19 protein-coding genes and 1 pseudogene are annotated in these 22,688 nt (G+C 60.0%); 6 read left to right on the top strand and 14 right to left on the bottom strand.

Annotated elements, in window-relative coordinates; translation table 11 throughout:
- Window positions 1–739: 739 nt before the first annotated feature.
- From CBB63_RS01390 to CBB63_RS01400, 3 genes are all read right to left on the bottom strand, one after another.
- A complete protein-coding gene (locus tag CBB63_RS01390; protein WP_286697858.1) occupies window positions 740–3,028 on the bottom strand; it encodes a glycosyl hydrolase family 28-related protein in 2,289 nt (762 codons plus the stop codon).
- Between the two features lie 160 nt (window positions 3,029–3,188).
- On the bottom strand, window positions 3,189–3,602 hold the full coding sequence (locus CBB63_RS01395) for a DUF4864 domain-containing protein (protein ID WP_286697859.1): 414 nt from the start codon (window positions 3,600–3,602) through the stop codon (window positions 3,189–3,191).
- Between the two features lie 62 nt (window positions 3,603–3,664).
- Complete coding sequence (locus tag CBB63_RS01400; RefSeq protein ID WP_286697860.1) at window positions 3,665–5,245, bottom strand: lysine--tRNA ligase; 1,581 nt, start codon at window positions 5,243–5,245, stop codon at window positions 3,665–3,667.
- A 113-nt stretch (window positions 5,246–5,358) separates the two neighbouring features.
- On the opposite strand from CBB63_RS01400, the gene CBB63_RS01405 reads away from it, so the two are divergent.
- Window positions 5,359–5,787 (top strand): tellurite resistance TerB family protein, encoded by a 429-nt coding sequence (locus CBB63_RS01405; RefSeq protein WP_005851409.1) that lies wholly within the window; start codon window positions 5,359–5,361, stop codon window positions 5,785–5,787.
- Between the two features lie 15 nt (window positions 5,788–5,802).
- Here the strand turns inward: CBB63_RS01405 and CBB63_RS01410 are convergent, their stop codons facing one another.
- Complete coding sequence (locus CBB63_RS01410; protein WP_286697861.1) at window positions 5,803–7,314, bottom strand: D-alanyl-D-alanine carboxypeptidase/D-alanyl-D-alanine-endopeptidase; 1,512 nt, start codon at window positions 7,312–7,314, stop codon at window positions 5,803–5,805.
- Between the two features lie 88 nt (window positions 7,315–7,402).
- Here CBB63_RS01410 and CBB63_RS01415 point away from each other — a divergent pair, with 88 nt between their 5' ends.
- Window positions 7,403–8,227, top strand: coding sequence for a DMT family transporter (locus CBB63_RS01415; RefSeq protein WP_286697862.1), 825 nt, complete (start codon window positions 7,403–7,405; stop codon window positions 8,225–8,227).
- Here CBB63_RS01415 and CBB63_RS01420 read toward each other — a convergent pair.
- From CBB63_RS01420 to CBB63_RS01430, 3 genes are all read right to left on the bottom strand, one after another.
- Window positions 8,192–8,821, bottom strand: coding sequence for a nicotinate-nucleotide adenylyltransferase (locus CBB63_RS01420; RefSeq protein WP_286697863.1), 630 nt, complete (start codon window positions 8,819–8,821; stop codon window positions 8,192–8,194). The two genes, CBB63_RS01415 and CBB63_RS01420, sit on opposite strands and share 36 nt — an antisense overlap.
- 77 nt (window positions 8,822–8,898) lie before the next feature.
- Window positions 8,899–10,452, bottom strand: a complete 1,554-nt coding sequence (locus tag CBB63_RS01425; RefSeq protein ID WP_286697864.1) for an alanine/glycine:cation symporter family protein — start codon at window positions 10,450–10,452, stop codon at window positions 8,899–8,901.
- 11 nt (window positions 10,453–10,463) lie between these two features.
- Window positions 10,464–10,904, bottom strand: a complete 441-nt coding sequence (locus tag CBB63_RS01430) for a universal stress protein (protein WP_286697865.1) — start codon at window positions 10,902–10,904, stop codon at window positions 10,464–10,466.
- Between the two features lie 368 nt (window positions 10,905–11,272).
- On the opposite strand from CBB63_RS01430, the gene ettA reads away from it, so the two are divergent.
- A complete protein-coding gene (gene ettA, locus CBB63_RS01435) occupies window positions 11,273–12,928 on the top strand; it encodes an energy-dependent translational throttle protein EttA (protein WP_286697866.1) in 1,656 nt (551 codons plus the stop codon).
- A gap of 99 nt (window positions 12,929–13,027) precedes the next feature.
- Here the strand turns inward: ettA and CBB63_RS01440 are convergent, their stop codons facing one another.
- Complete coding sequence (locus tag CBB63_RS01440) at window positions 13,028–13,987, bottom strand: response regulator (protein ID WP_286697867.1); 960 nt, start codon at window positions 13,985–13,987, stop codon at window positions 13,028–13,030.
- Between the two features lie 395 nt (window positions 13,988–14,382).
- Here CBB63_RS01440 and CBB63_RS01445 point away from each other — a divergent pair, with 395 nt between their 5' ends.
- Together CBB63_RS01445 and CBB63_RS01450 are read left to right on the top strand one after the other, a co-directional pair.
- A complete protein-coding gene (locus CBB63_RS01445) occupies window positions 14,383–14,589 on the top strand; it encodes a cold-shock protein (RefSeq protein WP_005851393.1) in 207 nt (68 codons plus the stop codon).
- 137 nt (window positions 14,590–14,726) lie between these two features.
- Window positions 14,727–15,278: a L,D-transpeptidase gene (locus CBB63_RS01450; RefSeq protein ID WP_286697868.1), complete on the top strand. Its 552-nt coding sequence runs from the start codon at window positions 14,727–14,729 to the stop codon at window positions 15,276–15,278.
- A 102-nt stretch (window positions 15,279–15,380) separates the two neighbouring features.
- On the opposite strand, the gene CBB63_RS01455 is transcribed toward CBB63_RS01450, so the two are convergent.
- The 6 genes and pseudogenes from CBB63_RS01455 to CBB63_RS01480 form a co-directional block, all read right to left on the bottom strand.
- Window positions 15,381–16,370 (bottom strand): ABC transporter substrate-binding protein, encoded by a 990-nt coding sequence (locus tag CBB63_RS01455; protein ID WP_005851387.1) that lies wholly within the window; start codon window positions 16,368–16,370, stop codon window positions 15,381–15,383.
- Window positions 16,371–16,417: 47 nt separating this feature from the next.
- The gene (locus tag CBB63_RS01460; RefSeq protein ID WP_286697869.1) at window positions 16,418–17,257 is read right to left on the bottom strand and encodes an ABC transporter permease; all 840 of its coding nucleotides are present in this window, start codon (window positions 17,255–17,257) and stop codon (window positions 16,418–16,420) included.
- On the bottom strand, window positions 17,254–18,120 hold the full coding sequence (locus CBB63_RS01465) for an ABC transporter permease (RefSeq protein ID WP_286697870.1): 867 nt from the start codon (window positions 18,118–18,120) through the stop codon (window positions 17,254–17,256). The genes CBB63_RS01460 and CBB63_RS01465 overlap by 4 nt, the downstream gene beginning before the upstream one ends.
- A gap of 69 nt (window positions 18,121–18,189) precedes the next feature.
- Complete coding sequence (locus CBB63_RS01470; protein WP_286697871.1) at window positions 18,190–18,972, bottom strand: ABC transporter ATP-binding protein; 783 nt, start codon at window positions 18,970–18,972, stop codon at window positions 18,190–18,192.
- A gap of 106 nt (window positions 18,973–19,078) precedes the next feature.
- Window positions 19,079–20,538, bottom strand: a pseudogene (hydA, locus tag CBB63_RS01475) (dihydropyrimidinase).
- Between the two features lie 91 nt (window positions 20,539–20,629).
- Window positions 20,630–21,880, bottom strand: coding sequence for a Zn-dependent hydrolase (locus CBB63_RS01480; protein ID WP_286697872.1), 1,251 nt, complete (start codon window positions 21,878–21,880; stop codon window positions 20,630–20,632).
- 168 nt (window positions 21,881–22,048) lie between these two features.
- Between CBB63_RS01480 and CBB63_RS01485 the strand changes: the two genes are divergently transcribed.
- The gene (locus CBB63_RS01485) at window positions 22,049–22,684 is read left to right on the top strand and encodes a TetR family transcriptional regulator C-terminal domain-containing protein (protein ID WP_286697873.1); all 636 of its coding nucleotides are present in this window, start codon (window positions 22,049–22,051) and stop codon (window positions 22,682–22,684) included.
- The last annotated feature ends 4 nt before the right edge of the window (window positions 22,685–22,688 follow it).

The following is a 22,688-nucleotide window of genomic DNA, read 5'->3' on the forward strand; positions in this document are numbered from 1 at the left end:
CTGCCCCAAAGGTCCGTAAGTAATTTGTTAAGCATGACGCGCCAAGCTACCCGCCGAAAGGGTATCCCATGCGCTACTGGCCGATCCTCCTGCTTGGCTTACTGCAGCTTCCCACCCCTGCACAGGGCGGCGCGTGGCTGCGCGAAAAGGGCACGGGCTTCACCTCCACCACGGTAAACGTCACGCGCANCTACGACATTTCGGAAAGCACCTTCATGGAATATGGCGTGCGCGACGACCTGACCCTGGGGGCAGAGGTCGGNTTTCTCGCCAGTTCCATCGGCCTGCAATCGGGATTTGGGTCGGTCTTCCTGCGCCGCCCCTTAGGCCGTCGCGACCGCCCNAACGTCTGGTCGGCAGAGCTGGGGTTCGGCGCGGCATGGGTGGGGGATGCGGTCTATCCCAATGTCAAAGCGGGGCTGTCTTGGGGCCGCGGCTATACGCTGGGGCAGAAACACGGCTGGGTGACCATCGACAGCTCCCTCGCGTGGGACATCTACCTGCAAGAGCATCTCGCCAAAGTCGACGGCACCATAGGCATCAACTTCGGCGACCGGTTTTCGGGAATGCTGCAAATCTACTATGCNTCGACCTCTGCCGCCAGCGCCACCTCTGTCGCGCCCTCTATCGTNATGCGCCCGCTGAAAAGCCGCCCCGATATCCGCTTCCAGATCGGGGCAGANACGTTGATCAACGACACCTCCAACCCCGCGCTAAAACTCTCGCTCTGGCGCGAGTTCTAGCGTTTATCCATGCGCGCCTGCATAAAGATCGACCCTTTGACGCTNGTGCTCCAGACCAGATGCAGCAGATCNCGATCCGCACCNTGATCCGTCAGCACATAGGGNACGCTGTATTGCGCCACATTCGATCCGTTGCGCACCGGCCCGTCCATCGTGATGCTATCCACCGCAATCGCCCACCCGCCGAACGGAAAGCGGTCGGCAATATCCACCACCCAGGTCTTGGCCAGACTGGCTTCGGTATGTTCAACCTGCACCGGGTTCGANACCGGATTNTGGATGCCGTGGAACGANTTGCCGGTCATCTCGATATTGCGCATNCGCGAGAAATCCATATCNGCAAAGCTNGTATCGATNCGTTCGACCCGATCAATGAACCCGTTGATGCTGCGGAAGCGGTTGTCGTTGATTGTCAGCCCATTGATCACATGACCCGCCCCATGGGGCTTGAGCACGATATAGCTGAACCACGGGGCCACCTCACCCGACAGAAAGATATTACCGCTGATCGACAGGGAGCTGAAAGAATACTCGCTGCTGTAGTCCGGCGCGGGGTCTTGTTCGTTGGTCCATTCGACAAAGCAATTGTCGATATANTTCCCGCTGACCACGCTCGCCGTGTGCTGNGCCGCAAGGATCAACCCGGCAGAGCGGACGCCGTTCTTGACCGTATCCCCCTGAAAGAAGTGGTTCCCCGTGACGATATTATTCTGCCCCGCCAGCAGCGCAAAATGGCGAAAGCGGGTGGCACGGTTGTCGCGNATCTTNACGTCATTGGCGTTGCAGTTGATCGCGATCGTGGTCCGGTCCGGCACGTCCAAGGCATCCTCGGCGGACAGGAACTGGCAACGGTCCACGAACATCCCCTGACAGCCCCCNCCGATCGACGTGATACCGCGATCCTTCGGGCGCGAGATAAAGCAGTCCCGCACATGGAAAATCGTCCCTGATGGCGCAAGGTTGATGGCGCTGGCCACGTTGTTGCACTGGAATTCGATGTCATCCAGAACGAATTTGCTCAGCTGGCTGTAGTTGCTGAAATCCAGCAGATACTGGAACCNCGTAAAGGTAAAATTCTGCGTCCCCGCCGCATCATACAAAGGCGCGTTCAGGGTAATCTCTTGCGTGGCGACGTTCTTGGCGCGCACATAAATCTCGCGCCCGACGCCATTGCCCGTGATCANNGCCCCCACAGGCACATTCGCCACATTCACCACATTTGTCAGCTTGCGCGCATCCGAGGGCGAATAGCTGGCTTGCGAGGTCACCGTGACCGTATCCCAATCGCCATTCGTNGCCGCTTCAAGCTGGCCGTTGCGGATCACCCGCCGCGTGGCATAGCTGCTGCGTTCGGGCGTNGCGGCCTGCATATCGATCGGGCCGGTCACGTTGACCTTGCGCCCGCCCAGATCNAGCGATTCATGATCCGCATTGTTCAGCANCGCCTGAAACGCCTTNCGAAANGCGATCTCTTCATTCCCGAAAGCCTCGATATAATTCGGCAGATCAAAGTTGCGCCGCAGCAGCAGGATCGCGCTGGCGGGCATGGTCACCGTCCCNTCAAACCGCGTCGGCGCGTCAAAGGTCACGTCCCCGTTCAGCAGATACGTCCCNCGCGGGATCAACACGCTGCGCCCCTGCGCATCCGCATTCGCCGCCACAAAGGCCGCCGTATCATCGGTGCTGCCATCCCCCACCGCGCCATAGTCCCGCACATCCACCTGTGCCAGCATGTCNCGCAGNAANACGCCCGTCACATCCTCGATCTGCAAATCGTCAATGCGAACGACCCCGCCATTCTGCCCCGTNAGNTCCAGCCCGAAATGCCCATAGACCGGNGCNNTGCCCCAGACCATATCGACCCCGCCNCGCAGCCCCGACCCGACAATCGCGCTGACCTCGACCACCTCGCCNTAGCTGGTCAGCGTCACCGCCGGACCGGCCTCNACCAGCCCGCCCGCNCGGCTGCCATTGCCAAGCGCCGGATACCCCGCGATCCGCACCGACGGTAGATTCCCACTGATCGCCTTCACCCGCGCCGTGATCCGCAGGTAACACCCCGGCAAAAGTGGCGTTTGCCCCATATATCGCAGCTTTTGNGTGGATTGCGTTTTTATCAGCTCAAGCGCCCCGCCAAAGTCCTGATCCGCAGGGATAAACGCCGCATTTATGGCATTGGCATAGGTATCAGACCCCGCCGTGCCATCNCCGCTTGANTACACATCCAAGCCTTGCGCAAAAGCCGCAGGTGTCAGTAGCANACCGTCCGTGATTGCCTTGTTCATCGTCATCCCCTTCGTCGGGTTGCGATGTCGCCCCCCATGAATTGCAAAACTCCGGCGCTTGGCCGGCAGGGGGAAAGATTTATGCACAAAGGGTTAACCACGCCTAACCGCAGCGTACGCCGCAAACGGTCACATGAGCGTGCCAAAGATNTCGCGCCNGTCAGGCAGAAACGCTTGGCGCATCCAGCANTTGAACGGCGGCAATACGCCAGCCCTCGGGCGTCTCAACCATCTGATAATCCAGCAAATAGGTNAATCCTTTCAGGTCCGTGACCTGCACCTTCTGCCACTGCGCACCGGCGATCTCGCGCAGNTCCAGAAANCGNACNTCGGCATGTTTCCAGACCATCGGATAGCCCGTGGTCACCATACGTTTAAAATTNTCNGNAGANTGAAACATCATCTGCAGATTGGGGCTCGCATANGCGAAGGCACCCTCGAAATCATCTGCCTTGAAAGCNTCGAACTGGCCNNTGATCGTGCTTTCGATATCCGCCTGCTGCGCCATNGCACCAANCGCCGTCGCAAAGGTCAAAACCATCCCGAAAAAGGCCGAAAGAACCGCGCCACGCATGAGAATGCTCCCTATGATGTGTTGAACTTAACCTAAGCCACGCACANCATAGGGCAATAGTTTCACGCCGTGGTCAGCTTGCCCGCCAACGCGTCNTCGATCAGGGCGACCGTTTCATCCACGCCATACAGCGCGATGAACCCACCGAACCGCGGCCCTTGGCTGGCGCCCAGCAACACTTCGTAAAGCGCGGTGAACCAGTCGCGCAGCGGGTCGAAACGCTCTTTCCCGACGGCNAAAACCATCGTTTGCAACGCCTCGGCATCCAGCCCNCCGTCCCATGTNTTCAGCTGGTCCCGCAGGTCTTCCANGGCTTCCCGCTCCAGNTCNGANGGGGCGCGGAACACTTTGGCGGGCTTCACGAAATCATTGTAATAGCGCACCGCATGCTCGGCCGCCGCATCCATACCGGGGTTGCCTTCGGGCGTCGCATCCGGCGCATACCGCTGGATAAAGCCCCACAGTTGCGACTTGTCCTCGGCCGAGGACACCGACGCGAGGTTCAGCAACATCGAGAAGGGCACAACCATATCCGACTTGGGCACATCGCCCCCGTGGATATGCCAAACGGGGTTGTTCAGCTTGCCCTTGTCGTCCTGCGTNTCATAGGCGCGCAGCTGCTGGTGGTATTCGTCGACCGCCTTGGGGATCACGTCGAAATACATGCGCTTGGCCGTCTTGGGCTTGAGGTACATGAAATACGACAGCGATTCCGCGCTGGCATAGGTCANCCATTCGTCGATGGTCAGACCATTGCCCGACGATTTGGAGATCTTGTGCCCGTCCTGATCAAGGAACAGCTCGTAGGTGAAATGCTCGGGCGGGCGGTTGCCCAGAATACGGCAGATCTTGTCATAGATCGGCGTGTTGGTGCTGTGATCCTTGCCGTACATCTCAAAGTCGACATCAAGGGCGGCCCAACGGGCNCCAAAGTCAGGCTTCCACTGCAACTTCACATTGCCGCCGGTCAGCGGCAGGGTCATTTCGGTGCCGTCTTCATCGTCGAAGGTGATCGTGCCTTCCTTGGCGTTGACCGCTTTCATCGGCACATACATTACCCGCCCTGTTTCAGGGTGGATCGGCAGGAAGATCGAATAGGTCTGCCGACGCTCCTCGCGCAGCGACTTGAGCATCACTTCCATGATCTCGTCATACTTCTCGGCGGCGCGCAAAAGCACCTCGTCGAACTTGCCGGAGCCGTAGAATTCCGTGGCNGAGATNAACTCNTACTCGAACCCGAAGGTATCCAGAAAACGCCGCAGCATCGCGTTGTTATGCGCGCCAAANCTGTCGTATTTGCCGAAAGGATCGGGCACCGATGTCAGCGGGCGCTGCAGATGTTCTTCCAATGCGGCGGGGTCGGGCACGTTACCCGGCACNTTGCGCATCCCGTCCAGATCNTCNGAAAAGCACACCAGCCGCGTCGGAATGTCGCTGATCTGCTCAAATGCGCGGCGGATCATCGTCGTGCGCGCAACTTCGCCGAAAGTCCCGATATGCGGCAGACCCGACGGGCCATAGCCGGTCTCGAACAAGACGTANCCCTTCTCGGGGGCCTTGTTTGCATAGCGTTTCAACACCCGACGTGCTTCCTCGAACGGCCACGCTTTACTGGTTAGGGCTGCTTCACGCATCTGCGACATGTCATCAATTCCATCATTTTCACCCCGCACCCAATGCGCGCAGGCAGCCCGTACCTATTGCGTCCCCGTAGGCCCGTCAATAATCTGCAGATCAACGGAATGACCGAACGGAAATGCGCATGAATGACGACACCTCCCTCACCCTCAGCGCGCAGGATTGCCTTGTCGCCGTGATGATCGCGGTTTCCGCATCAGACGAGGACATCCGCACCACCGAATTGCTCAAGATCCAGACGGCTGTAAACATGCTCCCCGTCTTTTCNGGCTATGATGTGGACCGCATCAGCTCTGTCAGCTCGATGGTGTTTGACCTGTTCGAACAGGAAGACGGGCTGGATGCCCTGTTCGGCCTGATCAAGGGCGCGCTGCCCGACCGGCTGAACGAAACGGCCTATGCGCTGGCCTGCGATGTGGCCGCGGCCGACGGCACGTTGGACGAAGCCGAATTGCGTCTGCTGGAAGAAATCCGCTACGAGCTTGACCTCGACCGCCTGCACGCCGCCGCNATCGAACGCGGTGCCCGCGCCCGTCACGTCAAATAGGCCGCGTCACCGCGATCAAAGAGAGGTCGAATCCGCAGCCACATGGAACGCCCCCCAGCGTTCGATCAGCCCTTGCTGCAACCGTTTGGAGCGCCCGTTCCACGCCCGCCCCCCCTCGGGGCGTTCGCGTTGCGCGCGGGTCAGGGTGGCGCGACGGGGCATATCGGCGGTGAACACGGCAAAGGCCATCACCCGCCCGTCCGCTGCCGTCAGATACCCTGCCAAGGCCGAGACAAAGTTCAACGTACCGGTCTTCGCCTCTACCTTGATCGGATGATCCTGCACGGGCCGCCCCTTGGAATCGCGCAGGGAAATCGACTTGAGCAACGGTTTCAACGTGCCAGACCCATAGACCCGCACCAACGCCGTCACCATATCCTGCGCGGTCACGCGGCTGTCTTCGCCCAGCCCCGAATGGTCCACCAGCGCGGGTGCATCCATGCCCAGATTGGCCTTGGCCCACACGTTCATCTCTGCCGCAGACGCGCGCAGTGACGCGGGCGTGCCCGTGCGGTAAACCGTGGCGGACAGCCCCGCCATCTCTGCGATCAAGTTATTGGAATACTTCAACATATCGCGCAGGATATCGCGCAGCGACGCGCTGGAACGGGTCACCAGCACCTCGCCCTCGGGCAAGCTGGTGATCAACGCCATGTCGCGCAGACGGATGCCCTGTGCCCCCGCCAATGTCTTAAAGATATCGCCCGCATATAGCCCCGGCTTGCGCACCGGCAGCCAGCGCGACCCACCATTGCCCAAGGCNCTTTTCGCGACGCTCCAGTCATCGCGGGTGCCTGCGTCACGATAGGCAAAGACCGGCGCACTGCGGTCGCTGATCTCCATCGCGGCCATCGCCACGTCAGGGCGATAAGACCCCGACCGNCCGTCCATCAGCACCGAATAGCTGCCGTTCTCGCGCTTCCATTCAAAGTGGACGCGGTTAAAGTTCAGCGCCAGCCCNGACACAGCGGGGTTATAGCCCACATGATCCGGCTGATCCGCATCAATCAACGGGAAGACCGGCAGGCTGCGTTCGTAAATCTTCAACCCGCCTTTGACGCCGACAATGCCCGCCGCCTTGAGGTCATCGGCCATTTTGGCCAGCCCGTCCGTATCCAGCGTCGGATCGCCCCCGCCCACAAGGATCAGATCGCCCTGCACTTCGCCGTCCACAATGCCGCCGGTCGCCATGATGCGCGTCTGGAACTGATGCGCCGCGCCCANGGTATCCAGCGCGTAAAGCGCGGTAATCGCCTTGGTCACGCTCGCCGGGGGCATCCCGTCAAGCGGGCCGTTCTGTTCCAGCACCGCACCGGTTTCCGCATCCGCCAGACTAAAGGTCACAGCCCCGTTCAACCGCGCCTTGTCGATCAGCTCTTGCGCCGAGGGGATCGCCTGCCGGAACAAATCGTCCCCGCGCAAGACGGGGCGCAGCGATTCAGTTGGCGGTGCCGCAAAGGCCGCTGGAGCCGCAACAGCCGCCGCAGCGGTACTCAGAAACAAACGACGGGATAAAACAGTTTTCATGGGGCGACTTAAACCTGACAGGACAGAGCGACACAAGCGCTTGCAAATCACATTTTCATGGGCGGGGGCCCATGCTAACTGACAAGACATGCAACGCGTTATTTTGATCATGTTTGTCGCCATGTCACTGATTCCCGCAGGCGACAGCGCGGGCAAGATCCTGACCTCACAGCTTGGCGTGGCCCCCGTTTTTGTGGCGTGGTCGCGGTTTGCCATCGGGGCGCTGCTGCTGGTGCCCTTCGCCCCGCCGCAAACGCGCGCNCTGTTCGGCAACTGGCGCATCTGGGTCCGTGCCGCCATCNTGTGCGGCAGCATCACCTGCATCCAGACAGCACTGGTGACCGAGGACGTGGCCAATGTCTTTGCCGCCTTCTTTATCGGTCCGCTGCTCAGCTATGTGCTGGCCGCNCTCTTCCTGCGCGAGGCGATATCGCTTCAGCGCAGCGCGTTGATCGTGGCGGGGTTTCTGGGGGTGCTGGTCGTGGTCCGACCGGGGCTTGAACCCAGCGCGGGGCTGCTTTGGGCGCTGANCGNGGGGACGCTTTATGGCGTNTTCCTCACGATGTCGCGCTGGCTGTCGCATCTGGCCCCGCCCCTTGCGCTGACCTTCAGCCAGTTGGTGATCAGCGGGCTGCTGCTTTTGCCGCTGGGGCTGGTCTATTTCCCGCCNCTGTCCGGCCCTGTCCTGGGGCTAAGCCTNGCAAGCGCGCTGTGTTCGATGCTGGGCAACCTGCTTATGTTATACGCCTATTGCATGGCCCCTGCGACNAAGGTCGCACCGCTGGTGTATCTGCAACTGCTGTCCGCCGTGGGGCTGGGGTGGCTGGTGTTCGGCGCNTGGCCCGANGCNCTGACATGGGCCGGCATGGCGATGATCCTAGGGGCGGGTATCGCCTCTGCCAGATTGCGCTGACCATTTGCCCGCGGCCCGGATCGCGCTNGAGCTGACATCGACCATCGGGACGTTCACGAAACACCACGCGGGGGCCGGTGCCTGCCCCAAGAGCTGGCTTTGCCGCCCCGAAATCCGGTAGGGAGCATANAGCGTCGCGGCGTGGCTCATCCGTGCNGATATGCGCTGGCCGGGCCGTGCAAGCACCCCTAGGGGCACTGTCTCCATGATCTGCCGCCAGTCCTGCCANANGTGGAACTGCGCCAGATTATCCGCCCCCATCAGCCAGACGAAGCGCACACCGGGNTAGCGGGCCCGCAGCGCGGCAAGGGTTTGCGCGGTGTAGCGGGTGCCAAGATGGGCCTCGATATCGGTGACCTCGACCCGCGGGTGCTGCATCACCTCGCGCGCGCGNGNCANACGGGACGCCATCGGGGCCGGCCCATGCGNCTTGAGCGGATTGCCCGGGCTGACCATCCACCACACCCGATCCAGCCCGAAACGCTTGATCGCCTCNCGGGTGATATGGGCGTGCCCCTCGTGCGCCGGATCAAACGACCCGCCAAGCAGCCCGATCACCTGCCCCGGGGGCGCATATGGAAATGGATAACCCAACGAAAACGGCCCCCGATATACATCAGGGGCCGAAAGAAGGGCAGCAACGCCCCTTTGTCAATCGCGTTATCCGTGCGTTAATCGACGAANTTCTTGATCTCGCCGGATTTCAACCGCGCGAAATAGCTCTTCATCTCNCGNTTCACGATCGGCATCAGGAAGTACAGCGCCGTGATGTTCACAACCGCCATCGCAAAGATCATCGCATCAGAGAAGTCGATAACCGCGCCCAGATTGGCCGCTGCTCCCACGATGATGAACAGGCAGAAGATCACCTTGAACACGATCTCTTTGGTTTTGCCTTCACCGAACAGATAGGTCCACGCCTTCAGCCCGTAGTAGGACCAGCTGATCATGGTGGAGAAGGCGAACAGGATCACCGCCAGCGCCAGCACATAGGGGAACCAGCTGAACCCGGTCGCAAAGGCAGCCGATGTCAGNTGAACGCCGCTTGACCCGTCGATGGTCTGGATCGCGGTGCCTGCGTCATTCAGGATGAAGCGGCCCGTTTCGGGGTCCATCACCAGCACGCCAGAGATGGTGATCACCAGCGCGGTCATCGTACAGATGACAACGGTATCGATGAAGGGCTCCAACAGGGANACGACGCCTTCGGTCACCGGCTCTTTGGTGCGNACGGCAGAGTGTGCGATCGCNGCCGAGCCGACACCCGCCTCGTTCGAGAACGCCGCCCGTTTAAAGCCCTGGATCAGCGCGCCAACCAGACCGCCTGCAACCCCCAGACCNCTGAANGCGCCTTCAAAGATCTGGCCAAAGGCCCAACCGATCTTGTCGTATTCAACGATCAGGATGATCAGCGCGGCACCAACATAGATCACGCCCATCAGCGGCACGATTTTCTCGGTGACATTGGCGATGGATTTGATCCCGCCGACGATGACCGCAAAGACCACCGCGGCAAAGACGATGCCCGTGATCCAGCCAGGGTAGTCTCCGATGATACCGGACAGCTGCGCATGGGCCTGATTGGCCTGGAACATATTCCCGCCGCCCAAGGCACCACCGATGGTAAAGATCGAAAAGATCACCGCCAGCACCCCGCCCAAAGGCAGGCCGCGNTCCTTGAAGCCCTTTGTCATATAGTACATCGGACCACCGGAAACGGTGCCATCGGCGTATTCATTGCGGTATTTCACACCCAGCGTACATTCGGTGAACTTGGAGGCCATGCCCAGCAAACCCGCCAGGATCATCCAGAAGGTCGCCCCCGGACCGCCGATGCCCACGGCCACCGCGACGCCCGCGATATTGCCCAGACCGACAGTCCCCGACAGCGCCGTTGCAAGCGCCTGAAAGTGGCTCACCTCGCCCGCGTCATCGGGATCGGAATAATCNCCTTTGACCAGCGAGATCGCATGCCAGAACGCTTTGACCTGAATGAAGCCGAAATACAGCGTAAACACCGACGCCGCGACCACCAGCCACAGCACGATCCACGGGAAGTTGGTGCCGGGTAGCGACATAAAGATCAGATTGACGAACCAGCCCGTCGAACCNGCGAAGATATCATTGATGCGTTGATCCATGCCGACGGTTTCTTGNGCCGCGGCAACCATGGGCAAGNCAGAGACAGCAGCAGCCCCCGCACCCGTTGTCAGAAATTTTTTCATGATATGACCTTTCAAGGAATGATCGTCAGCGGCACGCGGGACGCCACGGCCAAGCGGCCGGTTACGCCGCCGAACATACGCTCTTTCAGGCCGCGCAGACCGACACGGCCCACCACGATCTGCTGTGCGCCGTGCTTCTTGGCCAGNTCGTCCAGAATATCGGCCACATCGCCGTGTTTCACGATGCCCTGAACGGTGACNCCNTCTTCGCTGACCTTCTTGACCGCCGGATCNACGATACGTTCGCGGGCCAGTGCCAGTTCCTCTTCGCGCCGNTTGTGGCGCTGGTCATTCTCTTCCGAGGTCTGGAAGCTGAATGGAGACCATTCAATCACGTAAACGAGCTTGAGCTCGCAATCGCCGATCAATTTGGCCTGTTTCGCTGCGAAATCCAAAGCGCGCGCCCCGGCTTCCCCCCCGTCCAGTCCAACAACAATAGTGGATGCTGTCATGTATTTGTCCCTTTGTGTATGACGCGGTCTTTTTGCGCCCGCGTTGTACCGGGGCGCTGAACGCACCCNGATTAGGCGAATATAAACGAGGTCCAAAATTTTTTTCGACTGAATTTCGCGTAAAANTNGGTCATTCGTCCCCAGTTCANCGCTNGAAAACGGTAAAAAGGGATAGTTATCGGAAAAACAGCCTTTGCCGCCCGCGCGATCCGCGCTTTGTGCGTCTTNCCCCTGCGCCTTGTGAATCGCCCGGNAACANNCGGGCTTCAAAACCGCGGCACAGGCCTTATATATTGAATGTTTGCTCTTGCCCGCCTGTGGCGATATTGCACGTTCCAAACCGTATTCAGCTTATCCGAGGATTCTCAATGGCCGCCTATCAATATGTCTATCACATGTCCGGTGTCTCAAAGACCTACCCGGGCGGCAAAAAGTGTTTCGACAACATTAACCTGAACTTCCTGCCCGGTGTGAAAATCGGTGTGGTCGGTGTCAACGGCGCGGGTAAATCCACGCTGATGAAGATCATGGCCGGCAAGGACAAGGATTACTCGGGCGAAGCATGGGTCGCNGAAGGGGCCAAGGTCGGCTACCTGGAACAGGAACCNTATCTGGACCCNGCCCTGACCGTGCGCGAAAATGTCATGCTGGGCGTGAAAGCCAAGAAGGACATTCTGGACCGCTACAACGAACTGGCGATGAACTATTCCGACGAGACNGCCGACGAAATGGCCGCCTTGCAGGATCAGATCGACGCGGAGAACCTCTGGGATCTCGACAGCCAGATCGACGTCTCGATGGAAGCCCTGCGCTGCCCGCCNGACGATGCCGATGTGACCAAACTGTCCGGTGGTGAAGCCCGCCGCGTGGCGCTGTGCAAGCTGCTGCTNGAAGCGCCCGAAATGCTGCTGCTTGACGAACCGACCAACCACCTGGACGCGGAAACCATCGCCTGGCTGCAACAGCACCTGATCGACTATAAGGGCACGATCCTGATCGTCACCCACGACCGGTANTTCCTNGATAACATCACCAGCTGGATNCTNGANCTCGACCGCGGCAATGGCATCCCCTACGAGGGGAACTATTCCAGCTGGATCGACCAGAAAGCCAAACGGCTTGAACAGGAAGCCCGCGAGGANAAGTCCAAGCAAAAGACNCTGTCGCGCGAATTGGAATGGATGCGTCAGGGGGCCAAGGCCCGTCAGGCGAAATCCAAAGCGCGGATCAAGTCCTATAACGAGATGGCCGACAGCTCGGAGCGCGAACGCCTGACCCGTGCCCAGATCGTTATCCCCAACGGTCCCCGTNTGGGCAACAAGGTGCTTGAGGTAGAGGGCCTGTCCAAAGCCATGGGCGACAAGCTGTTGATCGAAAAGCTGGACTTCTCTCTGCCGCCNGGCGGGATCGTNGGCGTGATCGGCCCCAACGGCGCGGGTAAATCAACCCTGTTCAAGATGATAACTGGCCACGAACAACCCGATACCGGCACGATCGAACTCGGAAATACCGTTGATCTGTCCTATGTTGACCAGTCGCGCGATGACCTGAACCCTGATGACAACGTCTGGCAGGCCATTTCGGGCGGGGCCGAGATCATCAAGCTTGGCGATGCCGAAGTGAACTCCCGCGCCTATTGCGGTGCNTTCAACTTCAAGGGCGGTGACCAGCAGAAGAAAGTCGGCCTGCTGTCGGGCGGTGAACGCAACCGTGTGCANATGGCACGTCTGCTGAAAGAAGGCGGCAACGTNCTGCTGCTCGATGAACCTACCAACGATCTGGACGTTGAAACNCTGCGCGCGCTCGAAGACGCGCTGGTCGATTTCGCGGGNTGCGCCGTGGTCATCTCGCACGACCGTTTCTTCCTNGACCGGATTTGTACGCACATCCTCGCCTTTGAAGGCGACGCGCATGTTGAATGGTTCGAAGGCGGCTTCTCTGACTACGAAGAGGACAAGAAGCGTCGTCTGGGCGAAGACGCCATGGAACCCAAGCGCATGAAGCACAAGAAATTCTCGCGCTGATCTAAGCGAAAGCTTCAAGAAAAAGGCCCCCGCAGGAAACTGCGGGGGCCTTTTTATGTGTCGGTCAACGCGCCGCAGCGACGCGGCACGGGTGTGCCGTTACAGCCCGTCGGCCAGTTCCGTATAGCCATCGGTGCGGTCGGTGCTGGTGCTGTCGGGCACNGTTTCACGGCCCAGAAAATCGCGCAGCGTGTTGCAGGCAGACAGCCCCGACCACAGCCGCTGGTTCGACACCAGCTTCACCGTGACATCGGCGCTGAAATCCCCACCGATACGTGCGGCGGTGCCATCATGNGACAGGATGTCTTCGATGTCTTTCTGTATNTCTTCGGGCTTGATCCGGTGGCGGCCCATCACGGTGCCCACGATNATCCCCTCGCCCGCATAGCCCATAAAGCATTTCTCATGGGCCAGCGCCGCGACCGTGGCCTGCGCGACCAAGCCCATCTGGCGACAGAACTCAGCCGGGCTTGCGGTCTCGAAGATATTGCGGATTTGCGGCAGTTTGACCGCAAAAAGGCTCATGGCATAGCAGCCTTCGGGCAGACGCAGCATGTGGTTTTCGAACCCGTGCAGATCGTCGACGCCGACAACGTTCAGATCAAAGCTTTCCTCGACCCGTACCTTCATCAGGCCCGACAGCTCCGCCAGCGTATGCGCGGCCTCGCGTTCACGCCGCAGGCTGTCGCTGAGCATGCCCGCCATGTTGATACGCGCGCCCAACTCGATCCCGTTCAAGGGCTTGAAGATGAAATCCGTCGCCCCGGCGCGGAAGGCGGTGTCCATCAGGTCATGTTTCCGGCTGCCGGTGATCATGATGATCGGCGCACTTTTATAGGCCTGCATATTGCGGATGTCGTCACATAGGGTGATCCCGTCAACGCCGGGCAGCATGATATCCAGCAAGAAGCAGTCAAAGCTTGCCCCGTGTTCGTCGATCTTGGCCAACCCATCCTCGGCCGAGTCTGCACAGACCAGATCGAACCCCAGCGACGGCGTCAGACAGTCGCGCAACAGGTCAAGAATGGTGGGATCGTCATCTACGGCTAGGATTTTCATACGGTGGCTCACTCGTTGTCGTGTCGGCAGAAGGGGGACTGGTTAAATTCTCTTATGGCTCGGAGCAAAATCGCAAATGAATCTGTCAGCAGTTAGGCAATTTCGGCCAATCCGTTAACCCTTTGTCCCGCTGCCTCTGCCAATGCGCGTTAGGGTTTCACCTTGCCTCTCCGAAGAATAAGGCGCAAATGTGCCGGAATCAGCAAGGATCGGCCTGTTTTTCAAGGCCCATTGACAGCCCCTTGCGCGAATCCCCACGACCTGCCATATCCGAATGGCTAACGTTATTCTTTTTCGACCAACTGTCTCCCTCATACGGCGTTCAGACTTCGATCCAGACCGACAACGCCAAGCCATCGCACGACGCGGATGGCATACTAGAGGAGACTACGGATATGGCCACTGGCACCGTAAAATGGTTCAACACAACAAAAGGCTTCGGCTTTATCGCACCCGATGGCGGCAGCAAAGATGTATTCGTACACATCTCCGCTGTTGAGCGCGCAGGCCTGACCGGTCTGGCCGACAACCAGAAAGTGACATTCGACATCGAAGCTGGCCGTGACGGCCGCGAATCCGCGTCGAACATCGCACTGGCATAAGCCATGCAGGGCCTTAGGCCCGCAGGATGAATTTGCCGGCTGACCCTCACGGGACAGCCGGTTTTTTTATGTCCTCAGGGTTGCCAAACACAACCCAAGGGGCAAAATACCGTCATCACATCCTAAAGGAGCCCCCCATGCGCCGCCGTCAGTTTATCGCAGGTTCTTTGGCCGCCCTCGCCTTTCCCCACGCGCTTTTCGCCGCGGGTGCCGCCTATGACCCCACGCCGCAAATGGTGTCGATCAAACCACAATATGCCGTGGGCGAGCTGCTGATCCTGCCCCGCAGCCACTACCTGTATCTGGTGACCGCCCCCGGTCAGGCCATGCGATACGGTGTGGGCGTCGGCAAGGCGGGGCTGGAGTTTACCGGCACCGCGACGATCGACGTCAAAAAGGAATGGCCCACCTGGCGCCCCACGGACGAGATGATCGAACGGGAACCCAAGACCTATGCGCGGTTCATCGGCAATACCGATGCGCAACCTGGTGGCCCGTCCAATCCGCTGGGGGCGCGCGCGCTCTATCTGTTCCAGAACGGCCGCGATACATATTTCCGCATCCACGGCACCACCCAACCCAGCAGCATCGGGCGCTCTGTCTCGAACGGGTGTATCCGCATGCTGAACGATCACGTCAAAGACCTGTACCAACGTGTGCCCATCGGCACCAAGGTCACGGTGCTTTAACGCCGCTGAATTTACCCACCACACAAAAGGGGCTGGCATCGCTGCCAGCCCCTTCGCATTTCTGCACTGTGTCGGGGACGTGTCCCCTTAGTTCAGCGCGCCTTAGTTCAAGGCTTTGTCGGTGATCGCATGGGTCCATGCGCCCGACGGCTCTACCGTGATGACGGGGTCCGACCCACCGGACAGCAGCGATTGCACGGTCCGCTCGTAATCCGCCTCGTCCAGCGCACCGTTGCTGCCTGCGGTCAGCTTGGCCACTTCGCCCATCATGCGTTTCTGATGCTCTTCGGTTTGCGCACCGGAGGCATCGTTGTCCAACACGATTTCCGCCGCTTCATCGGGGTTTTCCTCGGCGTATTTCCAGCCCTTCATAGAGGCCCGCACAAAGCGCACCATCTTGTCCTCGAAGGCCGGATCGGCAAGGTTCTCTTCCAGCGCGTAAAGCCCGTCTTCCAATGTGGCAACGCCCTGCTCTTCGTATTTGAACACGTTCAGATCATCCGGCGTCAGACCTGCGTCGATCACCTGCCAGTATTCATTATAGGTCATGGTCGACACGCAGGCGGCCTGATTTTGCAGCAGCGGATCCACGTTAAAGCCTTGTTTCAGCACGGTCACACCATCCTCACCGCCTTCGGTTGGCAGCTCAAGTTTGCTCATCCAGCTGAGGAAGGGGAATTCGTTGCCAAAGAACCAGACGCCCAACGTCTTGCCCTTGAAGTCATCCGTGGTCTCGATCCCGGCATCCTTGCGGCAGGTCAGCATCATGCCCGAGGATTTGAACGGCTGCGCGATGTTCACCATCGGCAGGCCCTTCTCGCGCGCGGCCAAAGCGGCGGGCATCCATTCAACGGCGACATCGGCACCACCACCGGCCAGCACCTGTGTCGGCGCAATGTCCGGACCGCCCGGCTTGATCGTGACGTTCAGGTCTTCTTCGTCATAGAACCCTTTGTCCTGCGCCACATAATAGCCCGCGAACTGCGCCTGCGTGACCCACTTCAGCTGAAGCGTCACATCATCCGCCGCTTGGGCCATGGTCCCCATCAGGCCCACAGCGGCCCCGGCGACATATGTTGATAGTTTTTTCATTTTTATATCTCCCTCTTGGTTGGTTGGTCGTCTTGGTTAGTTCCGCGTTAGTTCCGCTGGCTCGGGTGCCAAAAGGTCACCCGCCGTTCAAACAATGACATCGCGCCGTAGAATGCGGACCCGGCAATCGCCGCGACAACAATCTCGGCCCAGACCAGATCAAGCGCAAGCTGGCCCACCGAGGTAGAGATCCGAAACCCCATCCCCCGCACAGGAGAGCCGAAAAATTCAGCAACAATCGCCCCGATCAAGGCAAGGGTCGTGCCGATCTTCAGCCCATTGAACACGAAAGGCATCGCGGCAGGCAAGCGCAGCTTGAACAGCGTCGCCCAATAGCTGGCCGCATAGGTCCGCATCAGATCGCGCTGCATGGCGTCGGTGGCCTGCAAGCCCTGCACCGTGTTCACCAGCATCGGAAAGAACACCATGACCACGACCACGGCGGCCTTGGACTGCCAGTCAAAGCCGAACCACATCACCAGAATCGGGGCCATCCCGATCACGGGCAGCGCGGCCACAAAGTTCCCCACCGGCAAAAGCCCCCGTTGCAAGAAGGGGAAACGGTCAATCGCAACGGCGATCAAAAAAGCCGCACCACAGCCCAGCACATAGCCCGATAACGCGCCCTTCAGCACCGTCTGCACGAAATCCACCCACAGGATATCAAGCGATGACACCAGCCGCAGGGCAATCAGCGACGGTGCAGGCAGCAAGACCTGCGAAATCTCGAGCCCGCGCACAATGCCTTCCCAGACAGCGATCAGCGTCGCGCCAAAAACCAAGGGCGCTGCAAGGGACACCCAGCGGGCCGGCCGCAATCGCGCCAACCGGATGTTGACCCACATGCCAAAGGCCCAGGCCACTGCGACAAAAACCAGCCAGATCATCGCGCCATCCCCATCCGTTTCAATGTCACACGCTGGATCAAGCCGATGATCCCCACCAGCAACGCTGCCAGGGCCGCCGCCATGATCAATGCGCTCCAGATCTGGATCGTCTGGCCATAGTAGCTGCCAGCCAACAACCGCGCCCCCAGACCCGCCACGGCACCCGTTGGCAGCTCACCAATGATGGCCCCCACAAGCGACGCAGCCATCGCGATCTTTAGCGAGGTAAAGAAATACGGCATCGACGCAGGCAACCGCAGCTTCCAGAAGGTCTGGCCCGCACTCGCATGCCAGGTGCGCATCTGGTCCAGCTGCATCTGGTCAGGGCTGCGCAACCCTTTCACCATGCCGACAACGACGGGGAAGAACGACAGATACATGCTGATCATCGCTTTCGGCAGCAGCCCCGACACGCCCACGGCGTTCAGAACCACGATGATCATCGGCGCAATCGCCAGAATGGGAATGGTCTGGCTGGCGATCACCCAAGGCATCACCGACATATCCATCACCCGGTTGAACACGATCCCCACCGCCAGCAAGACGCCCAGCAAGGTGCCCATGCCAAAGCCCAGCAGGGTCGCGCTGAGCGTGATCCAGGAATGATAGACCAAGGACCGCTTCGACGTGACTTTCTTCATCACGGTCGTGTCCCAGATCTCTGACGCGACCTGATGCGGCGCGGGCAGTTTTGGCTTTTTCTGCGCCCAGGTATCCGCGACCAGTGTCGTGGCGGTCACCGTCTCTCCCGACCGTGTGGCCTTGTCATAGGTCCAGTCCGCATTCAGCCAGACCGCCGCCGCATACCAAAGCGCAAACAAGACCCCGACCACAGTCAGAACAGGCAAGAAGCTCGACCTCATCGCGCGCCCCCCTGCTTCCAGATGGTCCGAAAATCCTCCCCGAAGGGCCGGGCTGCAGCAGGCGCGCGATCAATCATCCGCATGCCCTGCCCGCAATCCTTCCCGCACCCGATGCGCGATCTCCAGAAACTCGGGCGTTTCGCGAATGTCCAGGGGGCGCTCTTTCGGCAAAGGGCTGTCGATGACATCCGCAATCCGTCCGGGACGCGGGCTCATTACCACGATCTTGGTGCTCAGATACACCGCCTCCGGGATCGAGTGGGTGACAAAAGCAATCGTCTTTTCGGTGCGCGCCCACAGGCGCAACAGCTGTTCATTCAAATGGTCGCGCACGATCTCGTCCAGCGCGCCAAAGGGTTCATCCATCAGCAAGATATCCGCATCAAACGCCAGCGCCCGCGCGATCGAGGCCCGCTGCTGCATCCCACCCGATAGCTGCCAAGGGAACTTGCGCTCGAACCCTGCCAGCTCCACCAGCTCCAACACTTGGCGAACCCGCGCCGCCTGATCCGCCTTGGAATACCCCATGATTTCAAGCGGCAGCCGGATATTACCGCCAATCGTCCGCCAGGGATAAAGCCCCGCCGCCTGAAACACATAGCCATAGGCCCGCGCCCGCCGTGCCTCGGCAGCACTGACGCCATTCACCGTGATCTCGCCCCCCGTGGGCTGCTCCAGGTCCGCCATACAGCGCAGGAACGTCGTCTTGCCGCAGCCCGACGGCCCGATAAAGCTAACGAAATCGCCTTTCTCGATATCAAGCGACACGTCTTTCAGCGCATGCACAGGGCCGTCGTTGGTTTCAAATGTCAGGGATAGATTCTGGGCCGAGATCACGGGCGCGGTGCTCATAAGCTGCGTCCCTCTTCTGCCGTACAACGTGCTCGCATCTATGCTGGCCTCTTTCTTCTTCAGGGCAGCGCGGCGCAACCGCCGCGCTGCGTTGATAGTCCCGCGTTTAAATCCCCGCAGGGATGTTCAGCGGATCGCGTTTGATCAGTTTCGGCGCAGTCAACTCTTTCCACTTGCTCAGCGCAAGGTTGGCCGACGGGAAAGCAGGCCGCGGCACAAAGCGCCCGCGTCCGGGGTTGGGCTGCGAGTTCTGCCCCCAGGCCCAGATGACCTCGCCCCGGCTTAAGGTGTAGCGCGCCTGTGCCTTGACCTCGAAGCCTTCAAAGACGTTGTAATCCAGAATGGAGTGGTGGTTCGCCGTCGAAATCGTCTTGCTGATCTTGGGATCCCACACCACGATATCCGCGTCGGCGCCTTCGACAATCGCGCCCTTGCGCGGGTAGATGTTCAGAATCTTCGCCACATTGGTCGAGGTGGCAGCGACGAATTCATTGGGCGTCAGACGGCCCGTTTCGACCCCTTCGGTCCAGAGCACCGCCAGACGTTCCTCCAACCCGTTGGACCCATTGGGGATGATGCGAAAATCATCGCGGCCCGCGCGTTTCTGCTCGGTCGAAAACGCGGCGTGATCCGTGGCAACCACCTGCAGCGATCCCGACTGCAAGCCCGCCCATAGACTGTCCTGATGGTCCTTGGACCGGAAGGGCGGCGACATGACACGGCGTGCGGCGTGATCCCAATCGGTGTTGAAATACTCGCTCTCGTCCAGGGTCAGGAACTGGATCAGCGGCTCGCCATAGACCCGCATCCCCTTTGCCGCGCACGGCGGATCGCTTCTTGGGTCTGCTCGCACGAGACATGCACGATATAAAGCGGCACGCCGGCGGCATCGGCAATGGTGATCGCGCGGTTGGCGGCTTCGCCTTCCAGCTCGGGCGGGCGGGAATAGGCGTGACCCTCCGGCCCCGTGATCCCCTGATTGAAATACTTCTCCTGCAAGGCCGCAACCAGATCGCCGTTTTCGGCATGCACCATCGGCAGCGCACCCAGTTCGGCACAGCGCTGGAAGGATGCGAACATCTCGTCATCCTCGACCATCAAGGCCCCTTTATAGGCCATAAAGTGTTTGAACGAATTCACCCCCATGTCGACGGCGTCTTTCATCTCGTCAAAGACATTCTCGTTCCAGCCGGTAATCGCCATGTGATAGCCGACATCCGAACAGATCTGAGGCGCGGATTTGCGGTGCCATTCGTTGATCGCGTTCTTGATCGACCCGTCCGCCCCGGGCAGACAGAAATCGACGATCATCGTGGTCCCGCCCACGGCCGCGGCCCAGGTGCCTGTCTCGAATGTCTCGGCCGCTGTGGTGCCCATAAAGGGCATCTCAAGATGGGTATGCGGATCGATCCCGCCGGGGATGACATAGGCCCCTTCGGCGTCGATATATTCGTCACCTATCAGATCCTCGCCGATCTGCTTGATGATCTCGCCCTCGATCAACACGTCTGCTTTCCAGGTGCGATCCGCCGTGCAGACCATGCCGCCCTTGATAACCTTGCTCATCTTTCCTCTCCCCTATCTGTCTTCCAAATGGTCCAAATCCCGGGGGTCTGGGGGCTGGCCCCCAGGGCGCGCCCCCAGACCCCCGACGGGTTCAGCCCACAATCTCTGCCGTTTCCAGCACCGCATGCAGCAAAACATCGGCACCGGCCTTGGCCCATTCCTTGGTGATCTCTTCGGCCTCGTTATGGCTCAGCCCATCCACGCAGGGGCACATGACCATTGCGGTCGGGGCCACCCCGTTGATCCAGCAGGCATCGTGACCCGCCCCCGAGATGACGTCCATATGGCTATACCCCAACCGCTCTGCCGCGGAACGGATGGCCGAGACGCAGCCTTCGTCAAAGGCGACGGGATCAAAGCCACCGACCTTTTCGAAAGCGACCTCAAGCCCCATGTCATCGGCGATCTTCTGACCCTCAACGCGCAGGCGTTTTTCCATATCCTCGATCACGCTCAGATCGGGCGACCGGAAATCGACGGTAAAGATCACCTGCCCCGGGATCACGTTGCGCGAGTTCGGGTAAACCTCGATATGCCCCGCGGCACCCACCGCATGCGGCGCGTGCGACCATGCGATCTGGTCCACCGCTTCAAGCATACGCGCCATGCCGAGGCCGGCGTTCTTGCGCATCGGCATCGGTGTTGATCCGGTATGCGCATCCTTGCCGGTCACGGTGACTTGGGTCCACGACAGCCCCTGCCCGTGGGTCACGACGCCGATGTCCTTGCCTTCGGCCTCCAGGATCGGGCCCTGTTCGATGTGCAGTTCGAAGAAAGCATGCATCTTGCGCGCGCCGACCTCTTCGTCGCCCTGCCAGCCGATCCGCTTGAGCTCGTCGCCAAAGCGCAAGCCCTCGGCATCGGTCTTGGCATAGGCCCATTCTTGCGTGTGGATGCCGGCAAAGACACCGGACGACAGCATGGCGGGCGCATAGCGGGTGCCCTCTTCGTTGGTCCAGTTGGTCACGACCACGGGGTGTTTCGTCTTGATCCCCAGGTCATTCATCGTGCGCAGCAATTCCAACCCGCCAAGCACGCCTAATACGCCGTCATATCTCCCGCCCGTGGGCTGCGTATCCAGATGCGACCCGACATAGACGGGCAACGCATCGGGGTCGGTGCCGTCGCGCTGTGCGAACATATTGCCCATCGTATCAAGGCCCATGGTGCAGCCCGCCTCCTCGCACCATTTCTGGAACAGGGCGCGACCTTCGGCGTCTTCGTCGGTCAGCGTCTGGCGGTTGTTACCCCCCGCCACACCGGGGCCGATCTTGGCCATCTCCATCAGACTGTCCCACAAACGATCCGGGTTGATCTTCAGGTTTTCACCGGGCGCGGCCATAGCGGTTTCCTTTGCGTTTTCTACCTTGTGCAAGGCGTAAATTTTTACCATTTGGTAAATCCACGATTGCGGCTAGGGTTAAGTCTGTCAAGAAATGCTTTCCCTTGGGGCCACCCGTCTTAAGCGGGTGCCGCATTTTCAGGCACTTACACCGAAAGGGACCGCGCCATGCCCGAGACACCCACCAAGAAAAAGCCCAGCCGAATCCAAAGGCGCAACCGCCGTGTGATCCTGGATGCGGCGCTTGATGTGTTTTCAACCTACGGGTTTCGCGGGGCCACGCTGGATCAGATCGCCAGCGAGGCGGGGCTGAGCAAACCGAATATATTGTATTATTTCAGCGGGAAGGAAGAAATCCACACGACCCTGCTGAGCCAGCTGATGGAGACATGGCTCGACCCGCTGGTCGAGTTGGACGCCGATGGTGACCCGCGCACAGAGCTGTTGGATTATGTGCAGCGCAAACTGGATATGGCGCGGGATCTGCCCCGTGAAAGCCGCTTGTTTGCTGGTGAAATTTTACGCGGCGCGCCCCATATGGAGCCGCGTTTGCAAAGCGATCTGAAACCGCTGTTCGACGAGAAATGCGCCGTTATTTCCGATTGGATGGCGGCGGGAAAGATCGCGCGGATGGACCCGCGCCATCTGATTTTCTCGATCTGGTCCACCACGCAGCACTATGCCGATTTCGCGCCGCAAGTCGCGCTGCTGCTGGACAGCGATGCCGATCAGCACCAGCAGGCGTCGGACCATCTGCGACTGATGTTCTCGACGTTGTTGACCCCCGCCGCGCCTCAACAGTAGCGGC

It is taken from the genome of Sulfitobacter sp. TMED3 (assembly GCF_002167505.1).
GTDB lineage: Bacteria > Pseudomonadota > Alphaproteobacteria > Rhodobacterales > Rhodobacteraceae > Sulfitobacter > Sulfitobacter pontiacus.